The sequence below is a fragment of the Allobosea sp. TAF32 genome, from assembly GCF_052113585.1.
Classification (GTDB): Bacteria; Pseudomonadota; Alphaproteobacteria; order Rhizobiales; family Beijerinckiaceae; genus Allobosea.
The window spans coordinates 190732-207788 of sequence record NZ_JBFRDM010000013.1; the positions used below are offsets into that span (position 1 = coordinate 190732).

Annotated in this window: 17 protein-coding genes and 3 pseudogenes; 7 read left to right on the forward strand and 13 right to left on the reverse strand. The window is 63.4% G+C overall.

Annotation, left to right across the window (positions count from 1 at the left end; translation table 11 throughout):
- Positions 1 to 691: 691 nt before the first annotated feature.
- Both AB4Z16_RS25890 and AB4Z16_RS25895 read right to left on the reverse strand, forming a co-directional pair.
- Positions 692 to 1024, reverse strand: coding sequence for a hypothetical protein (locus AB4Z16_RS25890; RefSeq protein ID WP_441514184.1), 333 nt, complete (start codon positions 1022 to 1024; stop codon positions 692 to 694).
- A gap of 585 nt (positions 1025 to 1609) precedes the next feature.
- The gene (locus AB4Z16_RS25895) at positions 1610 to 2104 is read right to left on the reverse strand and encodes a YciE/YciF ferroxidase family protein (RefSeq protein ID WP_441514185.1); all 495 of its coding nucleotides are present in this window, start codon (positions 2102 to 2104) and stop codon (positions 1610 to 1612) included.
- A gap of 256 nt (positions 2105 to 2360) precedes the next feature.
- Here AB4Z16_RS25895 and AB4Z16_RS25900 point away from each other — a divergent pair.
- Together AB4Z16_RS25900 and AB4Z16_RS25905 are read left to right on the forward strand one after the other, a co-directional pair.
- Positions 2361 to 2465, forward strand: a pseudogene (locus AB4Z16_RS25900) (DUF3606 domain-containing protein); the annotation flags it as partial.
- A 262-nt stretch (positions 2466 to 2727) separates the two neighbouring features.
- Positions 2728 to 2961: a DUF6894 family protein gene (locus tag AB4Z16_RS25905; RefSeq protein ID WP_441514186.1), complete on the forward strand. Its 234-nt coding sequence runs from the start codon at positions 2728 to 2730 to the stop codon at positions 2959 to 2961.
- Positions 2962 to 2972: 11 nt separating this feature from the next.
- Here AB4Z16_RS25905 and AB4Z16_RS25910 read toward each other — a convergent pair whose 3' ends face one another.
- Entirely contained in the window at positions 2973 to 3395 is a 423-nt protein-coding gene (locus AB4Z16_RS25910; protein ID WP_441514187.1) for a hypothetical protein, read from the reverse strand.
- Between the two features lie 400 nt (positions 3396 to 3795).
- On the opposite strand from AB4Z16_RS25910, the gene AB4Z16_RS25915 reads away from it, so the two are divergent.
- Positions 3796 to 4029: an ATP-binding protein gene (locus AB4Z16_RS25915; protein WP_441514188.1), complete on the forward strand. Its 234-nt coding sequence runs from the start codon at positions 3796 to 3798 to the stop codon at positions 4027 to 4029.
- A gap of 42 nt (positions 4030 to 4071) precedes the next feature.
- A complete protein-coding gene (locus tag AB4Z16_RS25920) occupies positions 4072 to 4473 on the forward strand; it encodes a hypothetical protein (RefSeq protein WP_441514189.1) in 402 nt (133 codons plus the stop codon).
- Here AB4Z16_RS25920 and AB4Z16_RS25925 read toward each other — a convergent pair.
- From AB4Z16_RS25925 to AB4Z16_RS25955, 7 genes are all read right to left on the reverse strand, one after another.
- The gene (locus AB4Z16_RS25925) at positions 4430 to 6349 is read right to left on the reverse strand and encodes a CocE/NonD family hydrolase (RefSeq protein ID WP_441514190.1); all 1920 of its coding nucleotides are present in this window, start codon (positions 6347 to 6349) and stop codon (positions 4430 to 4432) included. The two genes, AB4Z16_RS25920 and AB4Z16_RS25925, sit on opposite strands and share 44 nt — an antisense overlap.
- The gene (locus tag AB4Z16_RS25930; RefSeq protein WP_441514191.1) at positions 6346 to 7935 is read right to left on the reverse strand and encodes an ABC transporter substrate-binding protein; all 1590 of its coding nucleotides are present in this window, start codon (positions 7933 to 7935) and stop codon (positions 6346 to 6348) included. The genes AB4Z16_RS25925 and AB4Z16_RS25930 overlap by 4 nt, the downstream gene beginning before the upstream one ends.
- A 13-nt stretch (positions 7936 to 7948) precedes the next feature.
- Positions 7949 to 8977, reverse strand: a complete 1029-nt coding sequence (locus AB4Z16_RS25935; protein ID WP_441514192.1) for an ABC transporter ATP-binding protein — start codon at positions 8975 to 8977, stop codon at positions 7949 to 7951.
- Entirely contained in the window at positions 8974 to 9945 is a 972-nt protein-coding gene (locus tag AB4Z16_RS25940; RefSeq protein WP_441514193.1) for an ABC transporter ATP-binding protein, read from the reverse strand. Before AB4Z16_RS25940 ends, AB4Z16_RS25935 begins: the two co-directional genes overlap by 4 nt.
- A gap of 3 nt (positions 9946 to 9948) precedes the next feature.
- A complete protein-coding gene (locus AB4Z16_RS25945) occupies positions 9949 to 10869 on the reverse strand; it encodes an ABC transporter permease (RefSeq protein ID WP_441514194.1) in 921 nt (306 codons plus the stop codon).
- A complete protein-coding gene (locus AB4Z16_RS25950; RefSeq protein ID WP_441514195.1) occupies positions 10869 to 11840 on the reverse strand; it encodes an ABC transporter permease in 972 nt (323 codons plus the stop codon). Before AB4Z16_RS25950 ends, AB4Z16_RS25945 begins: the two co-directional genes overlap by 1 nt.
- A 107-nt stretch (positions 11841 to 11947) precedes the next feature.
- Positions 11948 to 12847 (reverse strand): LysR substrate-binding domain-containing protein, encoded by a 900-nt coding sequence (locus AB4Z16_RS25955; protein WP_441514196.1) that lies wholly within the window; start codon positions 12845 to 12847, stop codon positions 11948 to 11950.
- Positions 12848 to 13222: 375 nt separating this feature from the next.
- On the opposite strand from AB4Z16_RS25955, the pseudogene AB4Z16_RS25960 reads away from it, so the two are divergent.
- The 3 genes and pseudogenes from AB4Z16_RS25960 to AB4Z16_RS25970 all read left to right on the forward strand — a co-directional run.
- A pseudogene (locus AB4Z16_RS25960) lies at positions 13223 to 13499 on the forward strand (NAD(P)/FAD-dependent oxidoreductase); the annotation flags it as partial.
- A gap of 430 nt (positions 13500 to 13929) precedes the next feature.
- Positions 13930 to 14166, forward strand: a complete 237-nt coding sequence (locus AB4Z16_RS25965) for a DUF6894 family protein (RefSeq protein WP_441514197.1) — start codon at positions 13930 to 13932, stop codon at positions 14164 to 14166.
- Positions 14167 to 15228: 1062 nt separating this feature from the next.
- Positions 15229 to 15714 carry a CYTH domain-containing protein gene (locus AB4Z16_RS25970; protein WP_441514198.1) on the forward strand — a complete coding sequence of 162 codons (486 nt, stop codon included), beginning with the start codon at positions 15229 to 15231 and terminating at the stop codon, positions 15712 to 15714.
- On the opposite strand, the gene AB4Z16_RS25975 is transcribed toward AB4Z16_RS25970, so the two are convergent.
- The 3 genes and pseudogenes from AB4Z16_RS25975 to AB4Z16_RS25985 all read right to left on the reverse strand — a co-directional run.
- The gene (locus tag AB4Z16_RS25975) at positions 15715 to 15912 is read right to left on the reverse strand and encodes a hypothetical protein (protein ID WP_441514199.1); all 198 of its coding nucleotides are present in this window, start codon (positions 15910 to 15912) and stop codon (positions 15715 to 15717) included.
- 1 nt (position 15913) lies between these two features.
- Positions 15914 to 16108 carry a hypothetical protein gene (locus AB4Z16_RS25980; protein ID WP_441514200.1) on the reverse strand — a complete coding sequence of 65 codons (195 nt, stop codon included), beginning with the start codon at positions 16106 to 16108 and terminating at the stop codon, positions 15914 to 15916.
- Positions 16109 to 16397: 289 nt separating this feature from the next.
- Positions 16398 to 17057: pseudogene (locus tag AB4Z16_RS25985) on the reverse strand (hypothetical protein); the annotation flags it as partial.

The following is a 17057-nucleotide window of genomic DNA, read 5'->3' on the forward strand; positions in this document are numbered from 1 at the left end:
TTTTTCTAAAGCGTCTTTTTACATATCCGCGTGCCTAGTTTTCTGCTTTTCTAAGTCGCTACGCCCATGCCGGCCCAAATCGAAACAGTGTGTACCTCATGGGGCCATTATGCGTTCAGATATCAATCACGAAAGTCTCTCTTCGAGCTACGAACAGTGTATGGTTTTCTTGAGAAGCGCATTCCTTTGCGCAATTGGCGAAAGGCAAGAAGACCTTCGCCTTCGAGATTCTATTCGGAGCGCATTCGACAATCTAGATGCGGCACGAAGCGCTGCGAATTCTTCGAATATCGTCCCATTTCGCCGGAATGCACCGAAGGCGCTCTAGGCCGGAAGAATGGGACGATGGCACTGGCGTTTGCCGCCTCGGACCATCTCTGACGTCGATCTATTCGAGATCACACTGCCAGCCTACCCACGCAGCGCGGACCTACGCGCGACGATGGACGTGAGCTCTGCAGTCCGGCGCCAGCGTCAGAATTGTGAAGCAACGCACCTGCTGTGAGGCATCCGATTATCGACGAGGTTGTTTCAATTGCGCTCCGTGGTGCCCGCATCAACTGTGCTGGCGGGCCGCTCGCCATCCATCGTAACGTGTTCGGCGACCACGAGCTTGCAATCGGCCAGCGGGTCGAGTTCCGGCCTTTCAGGACGGGTGGCGGCGCTACAATCGCCGCCAATGCTAACCCGATCACCGCTGAGCGTGCCGAGGTGTTGCGATGCTTTGCATAACCTCGCGGGGGTAGTTGAAAAAAAGTCGGAGAGCGCTGAATCGCCCCCACCCGAACACGACGCCGCGCGACAATTGAAATGTTGGTCTGCAACTACTCGCCGACGCCGCGGCTGGCGTGTTACCCGGCCGCTCCTGCGTCTTCTCCGTCTCCGGCTTCCGATCAACGTCCGGTTTGACGGAGACCTTCGTCGTCGCGTCTCGATCCGGCTCGCCTTGGATCGACGCGACCTTCTTCAAAAGGTGGATGCAGTTCTCGCCGAGGGGCCCGTTGACCAGGCCGTGGGCAGCCATCGCTCGCCTCCTTCAAACAGAGCCGATCAATCGCGGGGCCGATGCTTCTCGGCAGCTAAGCCGTCGCGATCAGCCTGCTCGAAAGGAGCATGCGACCCCGTTGCATTCCTCGACCGCGGATTGGGCCCGGGCCGCCGCTGATCCTCATCTCCCGGCTGGCCAGGTCGCCGCGGCGTATGAAAGTTCCCCCGCGCTGAAGCATCGCCCTGCGCGAGCGGTGAAGCCGCCGCTTCCCACTCCTGGACGGCGGCGACCAGTTCGGCCAGTTCAGTAGCCCCCTGGGTGCCCTCTTTTGCATCGGCCAGACGATGTATTTTCGCGGCCGCTTCCGCGTATTCCTGCTGCGTTGATATGCGCATTGCTGAATTCTCGCCGTTCTGCCATCGCTCCACCGCGCTCTCGATAACGATCCGCGCAGGGTAGAGATGCCGCGTCTCGGTGACGCCATCGCTGAGCAGCCACTCCTGCCCCGACCTTCGGACTACAATTGATGCCCGACATGTCGTTCCCCGATCGCCTCCCGGAAACGCGCGACCGTTCAAGCTCGATCGGAGCATCCGAGAGGCGAATGGCCTGACGCCGAGATCAGGCAGCTTTCTTATTCGCCGAGCCGATGCCGATCTTGGACAGGAGCTGGTCCGTCTTGGTCTCTTCGGCGAGCGTCTGATTGAGCAGCGCGACAGCATCGGTAAGGCCCAGCTCCCCTGCCCAGGTCTTCAGCGTGCCGTAGCGAGCAATCTCGTAGTGCTCTACCGCCTGCGCGGCGCCGACCAGCCCCGCATCGATCGCCGGGCTGCCCTCGAACTCCTCGATGATGCTCTTGCCCTCCTCGATGATGCCGACGATGGCGTCGCAGGTCTTGCCACGCGGGGCCTTGCCGAGAATCTCGAAGACCTCCGTGAGCCGCTCGACATGTGTTTCGATTTCGTCGCGATGGGTTTCGAACAGTTTCCTGACCTCCGGCGAATTCGCCGCGCGCGCCATCTTGGGGAGCGCCTTCAGAATCTGCTTTTCGGCGTAGTAGATGTCCTTGAGCGTGTCTAGAAACAGGTCGTCGAGCTTCTTGGGTTCGGTTGCCATAAGGGCCTCCCTTGGTGGGTTGAAACTCCCTAAACCGAAGGGGCTTTCGGCGGTTCCCGCCTGAGGAGCGTTCTCCTAGTCGGGCGAGCACCCTGCGGCGACGTCGTGGGTAGATAGCGCTTTGCCGACTTTGAACCGAGCGCTGTTTCGTCGATTCCTTCTCTGGAAGAAGGCCATCATGTCCGACGATAAGCACTAGCGCGGACCCCCGGATCGTTCGCGAATCAATCTCCGAGAGGACTAAGAGGTTCGCTATTGGACCGACAAGCTGGCTATCTCCAAAGCTCAACTCGAGGAGGTCGTCCGCAAGGTCGGGCCGTTGGCCAGCGCGGTGGAAGAAGAGCTTCGAAAGCAGCCTTGACGCAGGCAAGATTTAGACCCGTCCATTGACCCAGCCGGAAATGGCCAATGCGCTCGGATTGTCGACCGTTCACATGAATATGAAACTGCGCGAGATTCGCGAGGCGGGGCTTCTGACGCTTGAGGCAATCGGTTGAAGGTGCTCGACTGGGAGGGCCTCTGCACCTTGGCGGATTTCGATCCAGACTACCTCCACATCAAAAGAACAGCGGCGCCAGAACGCAGATAGTGGAACTCCCTCGGCGCAACTGCATTCTGCAAATATGCCAAGATACTTCTTCCACACTCGCGATGGCGAGAAGTTCGATCTGGATGACGAGGGCACGGAACTGCCCGATGAGCAAAGCGCTTACAACGCTGCCAAGGAGCTGCTCACCGCAATGAATATCGAGAAGCTGCCGAACGGGGATCACATTTCAATGGCGGTGACTGTCCAGGACGCTGTTGGCGGAGAGATCTGCGTAGCGACGCTCGAACTGCACACAAATCGGCCCTGAACCAATAACCTCTACGACCTCAGTTCGCATGCTTTGACCAGCTCCTCATGGGTCGCACGCCACCACAAAGCCCAGACCAGATCGTCGGGCAGTCCGGAGCTCCACGGGTGATGCCGGGCGGCGGTCTCCATAGGCACGAGCTCGCCGGTTACCTCAACGACGACGAGCGGCCCTTCATGGGACATCAGCACTCTGTCAAGCGGCAGCTCGCTTGCAGGCACGGGATAGCGTCGGCGGCGGCGCTCGGTCTCCGCTGCTTTCGCGTCTTCGTCTTCGGCGGTGGATTTCGCCGCTTCGCGCCTTTGCCTTCGAGCTTCCGGGTCGCTGCGTTCCGCGGCTGCTTCAATCGCCGGCCATCTCCTGCGAAGTTCATAGAACGATCGAAACGGAACGTGCCAGGCCTTGTCCTCGCCGTTCCACCACGCCCATGGCACCGCGCGTAATTCCTCGACGACGGTTCGCGAATAGGGGTGCGCAACACGATCTCATCGGCGCCCTCCAGATAAGGACTTACGATCGGCTCGAACGAGAAGTAATCGCGACCACGCTCATCAGGACTAATGCTCCTCGGAGCTCGCGGTCGAGCCATCGTATCGCGCGAAGCAGATCTGCGGTTCCCGTTCGGGAACGATGCGGCCATCGAGCTTCGCCAGCTTAAGGCAGCCTTAAGCTGACGGGAGGAATCCGGCGTCGAGGGAATGACATGCGCGTTCTGATCGTCGAAGACGACCCCATCCTTGCCGACGGGCTTGCCGTGAGCTTGAAGATCCATGGCATCAGCGCAGAGTTCGTCGGCTCCTGTGGCGTTGGCGAGCCGGAGAGAGCAGCATCCTTGTGGAAGACGAGGGGCGGGGTATTCCCGTCGATGAACTCGCGCTGGTCATGCAGCGCTTCTATCGGGGCCGAGAGCAACACCACAACGGAAGCGGGTTGGGTTTGGCGATTGCGGAAGCTGCGCTTGCGCACCTTCGCGAAAGCAAAGTCGAGCTAAGGAATATGGAAGGTGGCGGACTCCGGGCAACCGTTTCGCTCCTGAATACCGCGAGGCAGCAAAGCTCGCATCAGTAAGGCTAGCCGCGCTCCGCCAAAGTTGTGCCCAGAATCGACCGAATGGCCGGGGCAAAGGATTATCGGCTGATCGCCTATCGCGACGACAACGCGACGGGTTATCCATTGGTCACCGGCGATATTTTTACTCCGCGCATCGCGACGCCGGCGCAGTACCAGACGCAGATACTCGATCCCCTCTATGACAGCCTTGCGAATGTCGATCGGGAAGGCATTCTGCGTCATCCCTGGCTCAATTCCCGCGGAGAGATTCCTCGCTTCGACAGCAATGCAATCGAGATTAGTTTAACCGATACGCAGGAGAGCGTAGCGGCCGACCTGGCGGTGGCGGGAGGACGGCCGGCCCGTTCCAAACACTGTCGTTTGCAGCGATGCCGGGGGAGTAGGCCGTGGAGAAGCGCTACAGATCCGACAACGAGGATAAGGGTACAACGGGGACAATGATGCGTGATGGGCGCTTTGCGTCGCACAGGATGGTGTTACGAGCGACCCGCCGCCTGCGGCCTCGCCCTTCCGGATCGAAGGTATTGGGGTTGACGTCGAATTTCGGGAAATTCGAGGAGGAGATGTCGAGCCTGATCCGGTGACCGGCCTTGAACAAGGTCGCCGTGGCGAAGGGCTCGATGGTGATCCGGAACGGGACCTCCGGCTCGATCGGCTCCGGCTCCTCCCAGGAGTTGCGATAGCGGCAGCGGAAGATGCCGTCGGTCAGATTGAGCGCGAAACCGGTGGGATAATCCGCGGAGGGCGGATGCATATCGACAAGCTTGGCGGTGAAATCGGTGTCGGGCGCGTCGGACGCCACCCAGAGCTCGACCGTGATCGGCCCGACCACCGCCATGTCCTCTTCCAGCGGCATGCTTTCGAAGGCGAGCACGTCACGCCGCGCGATCAGCGGCATGCCGGCAGCGCGCGAGCCGAAGAAGCGCGGCCCCTCGCGCTGATCGAAGCCGCCACCCTCGAAGATTGGCTGGCCGCTCGTCAGCGCGCCGCCGATGGTCGGGACTGGGTCGGCCGGGTCGAAATCATAGGTCAGGGGCGCGGCGTCGGCGGCCGGCTCGTCGCGCGAGAGCTGCCCGTTGCCATGGATGTACCAATCCTGCCGTTCCGTGCCCGGCAGCGGCCAGTTCGAGGCCTCGATCCAGCGCCCGCCCTGGACGAGCCGCCCGTCGGCATTCTTCTCGCCCGAGCCGCCGCCCATCAGGAAGAGGCGCAGCGTCGGGTCGGCCTCCAGCCCGTTGGGCTCGTCCCGGAGCCAGCGATCGAACCACCGCCGGCGGAAATCGAGCCAGTTCGTCCCGACATTGCCGTCGAAGGGCGCGGCCTCGCCGAAGGAAACATCTCCCGCGAAGGTGGACTGGCGGTTCCCGTGCAGGCTGGGTCCCATGATGACGTTGAGATGGCGGCGTCCCGATGCGCCCAGGCCCGCGAAATTGTCGAAGGTCGTCTTCACATAGACGTCGTACCAGCTCGACATCAGCAGGATGGGGATGTCCGGCACCGCGTCGTAAAAGCCCTCCAGCCAGAGGCCCGGCCGTTTCCACTCGGGGCCGAAGGAGCCGGCGCGCCACTGATCGAGCAGATAGGTCTCGTATTCCGGCACCCAGCGCACCGGCGAGCGCCCCTCGCTCCACGGCATCACGCGGAACCAGGCGTGCAAATCCTCCGCGGCTAGGCCGGCGGCGACCACGGGGTCGGCGAGGGCATCCGGGCTTTCCTGCGCCCGGTTATAGGCCCAGGTCGCCTGCTTGAGCTCGAAGGCGCCGCCTTGCCGGATGCCGCATTGGAAGGCGTTCGAGAAGCCACCGGAATCGAGGATCATGCAGGCGAGGCCGGGCGGAGTCAGCGAAGCCAGTGCCGCCTGGGTGTGGGCGGCGTAGGACAGGCCCATCGTGCCGATTCTGCCATTGCACCAGGGCTGCGTGACGATCCAGGCGCAGGTGTCGTAGCCGTCCTCCGCGTCGGAAACGTATTTGACGAACTCGCCTTCCGAGCCGTAGCGGCCGCGGCAATCCTGATAGACCACCGCATAGCCGGCCCGGACGAAATGAGCGGCCACATCGGAGCGCGCCATGGGCTTGGCCTCACCACGGCCGATCTCGGCGCGCGAGCGCTCGGCCTTGCCATAGGGCGTGCGCTCCATCACGACCGGGAACGGGCCAGGAAAGGGCTGCCCGTCCCGCGCCGGCAGATAGATATCGGTGGCAAGCCGGATGCCGTCCCGCATCGTCACCATCACGTCTTTCAGCGTGACGACATCGCCATCGGTCGCGACGGATGCGGGATGCTCAGAGCCGGCCTTCATCGACAGGGTGCTCATTTCGCCAGCCCCGCCCGCGCCGCCGTAGTGTCCTCGGCCATGTTCGCCTCATAAGTGATGTTGCCTTTCGAGGCCCAGGCGATCTTCTGCCAATAGAGCGGAATCACTGGCAGATCGGCGAAGACCATCTTCGTCGCGGCCTGGATCGCGGCAATGCGCTTGCCCTCGTCGAACTGCGTCAACGCTTCCGACAGCGCCTTGTCGAAGGCGGGGTTGGAATAGCGCGCGCGGTTGAAGCCGCCGGTTCCGGCCTTGGGATCGGCGGTCATGAACAGGTTGCGCAGGCCGGGGCCGGCGGTCGGCGTCGTCGTGCCGAAAGAGAAGATGAAGGCAGAGAAGCTTTGCCGGCTCGCGGCGCCTGCGTAGACGTTGTAGGGTTGCGTGACGACGCCGTTCACCTTGATGCCGCCACGCGCGAACATCTGGCCGATCGCCTGCGCGATGTCCTTGTCCCCGGCGAAGCGGTCGTTCGAGGAATGGATGGTGATGCCGAAACCGTCCTTCAGCCCGGCCTGCTGCAATAGGGCCTTGGCCCCGGCGAGGTCATAGGCGAGGGGCTGGAGTGAGGGGTCGAAGCCGGCGACACCGTCCGGCACGAGCTGGCCGGCCGGCACGCCCCCCCCGTTGAGCAAACGCTCGACGATCGCTGGCACGTTGATCGATTTGGCGAGGGCCTGGCGGACGCGCGAATCCCGGAGCGGGTTCGGCTTCAGCGGCTTGCCATCCTTGTCGGTAACGAAGGGGCTCTCCTCCCGCGCCGTGTCGAGTGCGAGATAGATCAGCCGGGCCGAGGGGATCGTATGCACCTTCAAGCCCGCCGTCTTCTCCAGCACGGGCAGATCGGCGGGCGGGACGCCGTCGATCAGGTCGACCGCACCCGAGCGCAGCGCCGCGACGCGCGCCGCGTCATTGGCGATGAAGCGGATCGTCACCGTCTCGAAAAAGGGCTTCGCGCCCCAATAGCCATCATTGCGCGTGAGGACGACGCGGTCTCCCGGCACCCATTCCTTGAACCTGTAAGGGCCGGAGCCGACGAGTCCGTCGCCCTTGTTGTAGTCCTGCAAGGTCTTGCCCTCGGCGGCGGCCCTTTCGAGGATGTAGACGAAGCCGATCCGCTCCATCAGGTCCGGCGTCGGGGCGTCGGTCTTCACCTCCAGCGTCGTCGCGTCCAGCGCCTTGACGGAGATCACGCCCGAGACGTTGTTGGAAAACGGGGCCGGGCTGTTCGGGACATTGCGCGCCCGCTCCAGCGAGAATGCGACATCGTCGGCCGTGACCGGCTTGCCGTTCTGGAAGCGAGCGTCTTTGCGTAGGGTGACACGCCAGGTCGTCGGGTCGAGCGTCGTCCAGCTCTCGGCGAGGCTCGGATGCATGCCCAGATGGGCATCCGTCTCCACGAGCCGGTCGAAGATCTGCATGGCGATGTTCTGGTTCGGGCCGGTGCGCGAGAACAGCGGGTCCATCGCGGAGGGTTCGCTCGCCGTGCCGATGACGAGGTCGGCAGCCTGCGCCCCTCCCGGCGAGCCGAGGCAGGCGACGCTCGCGAGCAATGGGAGGAATGCGGCGAGGCGGGGCTTGAAGCTCATGAGATTCTCCTCCTCAGGCGCAGCCGCCGGCCGATAACGGCACGGCCGGGGCGTCGTTGAGATGGCAGGCGCTGAGATGCCGCTTGGCGACCGGCTTCAGGAGCGGCCGGGCCTGGGCGCAAGGCGAGAAGACGCGCGGGCAGCGAGGATGGAAGGTGCAGCCTGCCGGGGGATGCAGCGGCGAGGGGATTTCGCCGCGGATCGGCGTGAAGGCGCGCCGGCGCTCCTTGACCGAAGGCAATTCGCCCAGCAGGGCGGTGGTATAGGGGTGGTTCGGCGCGGCGAAGAACGACTCGGCCGGCGCGGTTTCCACCACGCGCCCGAGATACATGATCGCGACCCGGTCGCTGATATGCTTCACCACGCCGAGATCATGGCTGATGAAGAGATAGGTCAGGCCGAGCTCCTCGCGCAAGTCCATGAACAGGTTGATCACCTGCGCCTGGATCGAGACGTCCAGCGCGGAGACCGACTCGTCGCAGATGATCATGCGCGGCTTGACCGCGAGCGCCCGGGCGATGCCGATGCGTTGGCGCTGCCCGCCGGAGAACTGATGCGGGTAGCGCTTGCGGTAGGAGGGGTCGAGGCCGACCTTCTCGAGCAGTTCGGCAACATAGTCGTCGACCTCCCCACGCCGGATGAGGCCGTGCACCCGCGGCGCCTCGCCGACAAGGTCGACGACGCGCTTTCGCGGGTTGAGCGAGGACATCGGGTCCTGGAAGATCACCTGGACGGCAAGGCGCATCTCCAGCGCTTCGCTGCGCGAAAGCGAGGCGACGTCCTTGCCTTGCCAGAGCAAGCTGCCCTCGGTCAGCGGCAGGAGCCCGGCGAGCAAACGGCCGAGCGTGGACTTGCCGCAGCCGGACTCACCAACGAGGCCAACCACCTCGCCTTGCTGGATGGCGATGTCGACGCCTTCCACGGCATGGACGGTCTCCTCGGAGATGTTGGCGCCCAGCGCCCTGGCGAGCTTCTCCGCCGCGTCGAGGCCGCGGGAGAAACGCCGGACGAGGCCGCGACCTTCGATCATTGCTCCGGTCATGCCGCCACTCCGGTCGCAAGCGGATGGTGGCAGCGGAAGCTGTGACTGGTTCCCTGCAATGCAGGCTCCTGCTGGCAGATATCGGTCGCGGCGAAGCAGCGAGTCCGGAAGGCGCAGCCGCCTGGCCGTGCCAGCGGGGAAGGCGAAAGACCGGGGATGGGGTGCAGCCTCTCGCCCCGGGCCGCATTGGCGGGCAAGGCATCCATCAGGCCGCGCGTATAGGGATGGGCCGGCCGGTCGAGCACGTCGTCGGTATAGCCGGTCTCGACGATGCGGCCGGCATACATCACCGCAATGCGGTCGGCGAGGCTGGCGACGACACCGAGATCATGGCTGATCCAGATCAGCGCCATGCCGAACTCCGTGGAAAGCCGGCGCACCTCGAACAGGATCTGGCTCTGGATGGTGACGTCGAGCGCCGTCGTCGGCTCGTCGGCGATGATCAGGTCGGGTTTGTGCAGCAAGGCGATGGCGATGGCGACGCGCTGGCGCATGCCGCCCGAGAACTGGTGCGGATAGGCCTTCAGCCGCTCCTCGGGAGAGGGGATGCCGACGAGGCCGAGCGTGTCGCGGGCCCGCTCGCGCGCCTCCTTCCACGAGACCGCATCATGGGCGAGCACGGCCTCGACCATCTGCGTCTCGATCGAGAGCACAGGATTGAGCGTCATCATCGGGTCCTGGAAGATCATCGCGATCTTCTTGCCGCGCAGGCGCCGCAAGCTCTCGGTCGGGAGGCCGACCAGATTCTCGCCCTGGAACAGGATGCGCCCGCCCGCGACCCGGCCGGGTGGCTCGATCAGGCCGAGGATCGAGAAGCCGGTGATCGACTTGCCCGAGCCGGATTCGCCGACGAGGCCGAGAATTTCGCCGCGGTCGATGCTGAAGGAGACGCCGTCCACGGCGCGAACGAGGCCAGCCGCGCTGGCGAACTGGGTTTCGAGGTTTTCGACGACGAGCACCGGCGTCATGGCTCAGCGCTCCGCCAGGCGGGGGTTCAGCACTTCGCGCAGGCGGTCGCCGACGATGTTGATGCTGAAGACGAGGATGAGCAGCAAAATCCCCGGATAGACGCTGATCCAGTACTGGCCGGAGAGCAGCACCTGATAGCCGTTGGCGATGAGCAGGCCGAGCGAGGGCTGCGTGATCGGCAGGCCGATGCCGAGGAAGGACAAAGTCGCCTCGGCCGAGATCGCATTCGCGACCTGGAGCGTGCCGATGACGATGAGGGGCGAGAGACAATTCGGCAGGAGATGTCCGAACAGCATGCGCGGTCGCGAGAGGCCCAGCATGCGCGCCGCCTCGATGTAATCCTTGCCCTTCTCGACCAGCGCCGCGGCGCGGACAGCGCGGGCGAACATTGCCCATTGCACCAGCACGAGGGCGAAGATGACCTTGCCCACCCCCTGGCCGAGGATCGCGAGCAGCATCAGCGCGACGAGCAGCGTCGGAAAGCCCAGCATCAAATCGACCAGCCGCATGATCAGGCTGTCGACGCGCCCGCCGAAATAGGCGGCGGAAAGGCCGAGCACGGTGCCGACCAGCAAGGCGACGAGACCGGCGAGCGCGCCGACGAGGAGCGAGGTCCGCAGGCCGTAGATCATGGCCGAGAGCATGTCGCGCCCCTGCACATCCGTGCCGAACCAGTAGACCGAACCGTTCATGCTCTCGGAGCCCGGCGGCAGCTTCGAATCCATGATGTCCAACGTCGACAGGTCGTAAGGATCCTGCGGTGCCAGCGCCGGGCCAAAGACGGCGGCCAGGATGAGCAGGATGCAGACGAAGGCGGCGATCGTCGCCTTCGGGCTCTTCAGGATACCGGCCAGCGAGCGGGCTAGGAGACTGTCGGAATCGGGGCGCAGCGCCGCGAACAAAGCGGGTTTCGCGAAGGCCATCAGTTGCGCCCCAGCCGGATGCGCGGATCGAGGATGGAATACAGCACATCGACCGCGAAGTTCAGCAGGATGAACAGGCTGACGACGACGAGCAGGTAGGCGACCACCACCGGGCGGTCGAGCCGCATGATCGAGTCGATCAGGAGCTTGCCGATGCCGGGCCAGGCGAAGATCGTCTCGGTGACGACGCCGAAGGCGATCAACGAGCCGATCTCCATGCCGATCACCGTGACGAGCGGGATCATGATCGTCTTCAGCACATGGACCAGCACGACCCGGCGCTCGCTCAGGCCCTTGGCGCGGGCGAACTTGACGAAATCGAGCGGCATGGTCTCGCGCACGCCGGTTCGCGTCAGCCGGATGACGAGCGCCAGCTTGAAAAGTGCGAGATTGATCGCCGGTAGGATGAGATGGCGGATGCCTTCCCAGGAGGCGAAGCTGGTCTCGATGCCGAACATATGCCCGGTCGGACCGCGCCCGCTGGAGGGCAGCCATCCCAGCCAGACCGAGAAGATCATCACCAGCATCATGCCCTGCCAGAAATTCGGCAGGCTGAAGCCGAGGATCGAACCGGTCATGATCGTCTCGTCTGCGACCGAGCGCGGCTTCAGGCCGGCGATCAGGCCCAGTGGAATGCCGAAGACGAGCGCGATCAGAATCGCGACGAAGGCGAGTTCCAGCGTGGCCGGCAGGCGCTCCAGGATCAGCGAGATCGAGGGCTGGTTGAACACGAAGGAGCGCCCGAGATCGCCGTGCAACGCATTGCCGAGAAAGGCGAGGAACTGGATCGGCAGCGGCTTGTCGAGGCCAAGCGACGCTTCGACCTGCGCGCGTTCGGCCGCCGTCGCATCGGGCGCGATCAGCATCTCCGCGGGATCGCCGATGGCGTAGACGCCGACGAAGACGATGACAGCGGTCGCCGCCAGCACCAATATGCTCTGCATCAGTCGTCGAATGACGAAGACTGTCATCGAAGGCTCCCGGCGTCCGATACGGCGGCGTGATCGCCGTTCACGTATCGTGGCGACCATGGGCGGCACCGGAAGCCCGCGCAACCTTATGCGCAAAGCGCATCGGGCTATGCTTTGCCTTGCGCCTCGAGCCGGTTCTTCAGGATCTCGATGAAGGCTTCAGCGGAGCGCGAGAGCGGCGCGCCCTTGAGCGTGACGATGCCGTAGGCGCCGTGGATGCAGGGGCTGAAGGGGCGCTGCTCGATCGGCAGGTGCCGATAGAGCCCGGCGATCAGCTCCGGTACCACGGCGACGCCGAGCCCGCGCGCGACCAGGCCGCAGGTGGCCTCGACGGAATGGACCTCGATGCGCACAATCGGGAAGACGCCGGCCCGCCGCAACAGCCGCTCGAAGCGCAGGCGCGCCGGGCGTTGGCGGCCCAGCATGATAATGCCGTGCCCCGACAGGTCGCGCGGCGTCAGGGTCGCCTTGGCCGCGAGCGGATGGCCTGATGGCATGATGCAGACGGATTCGGAGCGCACGATCTCGCGGGCATCGAAGCCCTTGTCGCGCGGCGGCAGGCCAACGAAACCGATGTCCGCGACGCGCGCCAGTACCATCTGTTCGATCGCGTCGTAATGGCCGCCGATCAATTCGACCGATGCGTCGCGTCGCTCAGACAGATAGGTCTCGATCACCTCCGGCATCAGCGTCGCGATGAAGGAATGCGGCACCGCCACCTTCAGGAAGCGCTGGCCGACGGTTCCGGCTCGCAGATCCTCGGTGTAGCGCTTCAGCCGCGCGACAAGCGAGGTCAGTTCGCCGACCTCGTCCATCAGGGCGAAAGCTTCAGGCCGCGGCAGCAGACGCCCCTTTCTGCGCTCGAAGAGCTCGAAGCCCAGCTCCTCCTCGAGTTGGGTGAGCTGGCGGCTGACGGCCGATTGCGAAAGCCCTAGCGCGGTGGCCGCCGCGATGGTGGAGCCGCCCGCCATCACGGAACGGAAGATCTCGATCTGCCGGATCTTCACGGGCTGAAGTTCACGTGGTGCAGCGGCAGCATGAGATCGTGCAAGATCGTTGTCATCTGAGTGCGGTGTTGGAGGGCCCAGAAACCAGACAACCATGGATCATGTCAAAGGTACTGCCGATGCGAAGGCAGGGTGCAGTAAGTAAGCGCCGCGCCCGTTGGCCTGCCCCCTGAAAAGTGGTCCTCCGTGAAGTAGGCTTTTGGAGCCTTGGAGGTTGCCGCTATGGCGCAGAGGAAGCATTAGCCTGAAGAGATCGTCGCGAAGCTGCGGCAGGTCGACGTGTTGTTGTCGCAAGGTCGGCCCACCGGCATCGAGGGCGCCAAAGCTGACGCCAAGCCGAATCCATCCCTCTTCATCAACAATTCGGAGCCGACCATCACGGACGACGTCATCGTAATCGGAGGCAGCTTTGCCGATCTCGCCGGCGCCCTCCAACTCGGCCGCGCCCGCCGCAACGTTTCCGTTCTCGATACCGGCCTGCCGCGGAATCGCTTCGCCGGTCATTCGCATGGCATGCTCGGCCACGATCACAAGCCACCGCTCGACATCCTGGCCGAGGCGGCGGCAGCTGGCGCGCTATCCCACGATCAAACTGGTCAAAGCCCGGGCGGATAGCGTCTCCGGCGGCATAGACGATTTCTACGTCCGCACCAGCGGATAAAGGATGCCCAGGCGCTCGGGTTGGACAGCGGATTTCGGCGCGCTTCAAAAAGCTCTTGGTGGACGAGGCGGGAAGCGTACCAGTCATCGCTGCGCGGAATCTTGCGGCTCAACCGCGCCCCGCACGGCTCGACGCGTTCAGGCACGATCTTCCGCCGGCGGCTGAGCGGCGGCCCCTTGACGGTGTCGCAGCCCAGCCCGGCTCTGAGAATCCGACGCGCACACATCGAACGCAACTCAACAGCCCAACGAGTCGCGAACGGGCGCCGATGTGATTCGTTCCGGTGGAACTGGATGGCATCCCGCATGTTCGCACTTCCAGACGAAGGAGCAGCGAAATGCCGTTCGAGCACATCACTACCCCCACGGCTTCCACGACAGCCGGCGATTGAGCTTCACCCGCGTAGGTTTTGAGACTTGCCATGCCTCTGTATCGCTTCATCACCAACAACGACCGCTCGCACTCCGTCGATCTTGATTTGCCAAGCGACATCGCAGCCCGACGGGAAGCGCGAAAGGCCTTTGCCGAGGCCGCGTACGATGCGCTAGCCGACAGCGACCGTTGCGAGATGACAATGCAGGTGGAGCTGAATCGGCGAGTGATCTATCGAGGGCGCATCGCGTTCGATTGTGGCGACGTGAACGCTGAAAATGATTGAGGGAGGAAGTGCGGCGCGTGGAGCCGGGTTCCGACTGCGCGAAAAAGCCCGCACGATCGCACGCGCGTTACCGCGATCTCGGCCTACCGATGGGCCGAGTCCTGGACCGCAAATGGGCTTAAGTCAGGCTATGCCGCCTTCTTCGACGCGCGCCGCTCGGTCGCGAATGACACGCGCGCCGCGGTGCTCGCACCCGTATAGAGCGCCACCGGACCTGATCTCGCCGAATTTCAGATTGCCCTTCCAGTTCGCACGCGCCGCTACCATGGCACTCTTACTCCAGACGCAATACCACAGGTGTCAATGCGGAGCGGGGCGCTGGGTTCCAGAGGTGCGAAAGAGCCCTCCAGGGCAGATGCTGAATGATTGGAACAGCGATCCAATCACGCCAGTTGAATCGCTCGTCACTGATGTTCGTTACAAGGGGCTGCATCATGGACAACTCGAAACAGGATGGCGTCGCCTTCGTCTTCTTCCGCGTAACCAATCCATTTGAATACCGGGCCGCATTGGCAAGGTTGCGGGCCTTAGAGTCCGCCCCGCCGAATAGCGCGTTGGCTCAGGAGCGGACCCGCTTGGAATTGGCGGTGTCGCGATACCTGGCTACAGGGGGCGATCGGAAAGCCGAGCGATAGCGAGCGCGGGCCGCATCGATGGGACCTGGAGAGCTAGTGCGCAAATCGGTAGTCGCGATCACCGAAACGGCAAACCCCGCCACGGTGGTGGCGGGGTTCGCTGGGCCTCCAGCCCCTTGTCCGACCTTGGCCAGATCGGGCACCTCTCGGAAATCCGGATGGTGAACGCGGTCGAGTTCAGGAGGTTCCAGCGCCGCGAAAAGCCCGCCAGAGCGCCCAGCGGCCAAGTGAAGGAAGCCGCCGTTGCCCAGCATCGGCTTCCTGTAGGCATGTCGCTTTTGGGCGCGAAAACGGCCTCCTTTTCCCTAGAAGTGGACCGCAGGGAAAAATTTTGGGAGCAGGGCAACGGTTCGCAAGATCAAGGCCGATCGGAACCGCCGCCTTCGGCCGTAGTTTCGGAGTGGCACGAACCTTGTGATGTTGGCCAATGGCTATAGAAATCGAACGGAAATTTCTGGTAACCGGCGATGGATGGCGCCAGAGCGCCAGATCCGCAAGCTTGCTTCGTCAAGGCTACCTGAGCCCGGTCGGATTAGAGGCCACCGTCCGAGTTCGTTGCCTTTCAGACAAAGCGTGCTTGGCGATAAAGGGGCCGCGCGTTGGCCTCGCTCGGGCCGAATTCGAATACGAGATACCACTTGCGGACGGTGAAGAGATACTCAGAACGCTCTGCGAAAACCGCGAACTTAAGAAGGTGCGATACATCGTCGAAGCTGAGGGTCTGATCTGGAATATTGACGAGTTTCGGGGCGCCCACTCCGGTTTGGTACTAGCGGAAGTGGAGCTGACACGCGCTGACCAGCCCCTCAACCTTCCTGCTTGGGTCGGAGAAGAAATCACCGATCGTCACGAATATCGGAACGCCGTGCTGGCCGAGGGAGGCATTGCATCACGAGCCGCGTTCAGGGCTTAACTACCGAACCCCACTATACTGCAGCGCCACCATCTCCGCCGGGAGTCGCCTGAGCTTGTCGGACGCTTCGGCGAGTGCGTCGGCGTCGATGGTGGCCGGGTCAATATCGACCGGCCCCAGCACGTTGTGAGCCATAGCGGTGACGTCGTGGGCCTCGACGAGGAGTGCGAGAAGTGCCTGATACAATGCTGTATTCATTCTAGCGCACGCGGATTTCGCATCGAGCGAGATAGCGACAGATGTTGAGCTCAAGCTCGGCCCGCTCCCGTGCTCGGGGAGAATCCTCGGCCGCGATCTCAAGCCGTCGCAAGCGCTCAAGTGCCTCGCGCAATTGCTCGGGGGTCTCAATAGGTTCGAATGTCGGCAGAATGCGGGTTTGGGTCGAGTTCTGCATCGTCATCCTCCAGGACGATATTTTGCAGAGAGTCGAAGGAAGCCGCACCGAAGGTGCGACTCTGACGCGCCTCCCTACCGCCTTCCGAGGATGCCCCTAAACACGTCGATGAAGGATTTCACCGGCGCTCGAAAGCGGCAGGATAAAAACCGGAGAAAATCAGAACGGTTCCCGCGCGCTAAGGCGATCTTGGCCTACCGATAGGCCGAGTCTTAAACGTCGACCGGAATCTGGCCAATTGAAGCGTGACTGGGCAAAAATTGCTAGATTGAGCCTTCCGAAGCCGATCTCAAGGCCATCCTCCGCTGTCGACCTCGGACAGTGGTTTCGAAGGACTTGCAGTGCGCGTCGATGCGTATGATGCCGCCGCTGCGGTGTCCAATTGAAGGGTAATCAAATCGGCCAGCTCGGCCGCCAAGTTTGATCCGGTCCGCAGTTCGCCGTTTGTTGAGTAGGCCCATTTCACTGCAGTCGTACGAGCGTCGATCAGGCGCGTGCTGACGCGCCACTTATCCGCTGCCTGGCGAATGCTGCCTTCAACAAAGTACCGGTGCGGAATTTGCCTGCCTCGGTCACCGGCCCCCGAACTAACCGGCCCATTTTCCGCAAAAACCTGCAGACGCTTCTGCTTCGCGAGGCTCGTCAGCAGTTCCTCGGACAGGTCAGCGGCGAATGCCACGCCTTCCGGTGCGGATGACAAACTGACGAACGGCTTGACAGTCACCTGTGGCTCAAGCGTCTCAAGCGCCTGATCGGACAACGGGAATTGTGGCGTCAGTTGCTCTCGCGTAGCCAAGACGACGACGACCAAGTTCAGAGCTATTGCACACAAAAGGCCGCAGGCCAGTACGCCGGGGCGGGTCATCAATTCCGTACGTGATGATCGGCTTTGGCGGGGTGTCTCCCACGGCCCGGCTTCGTCCAGCACCGGCGTATCGATAACACGCCA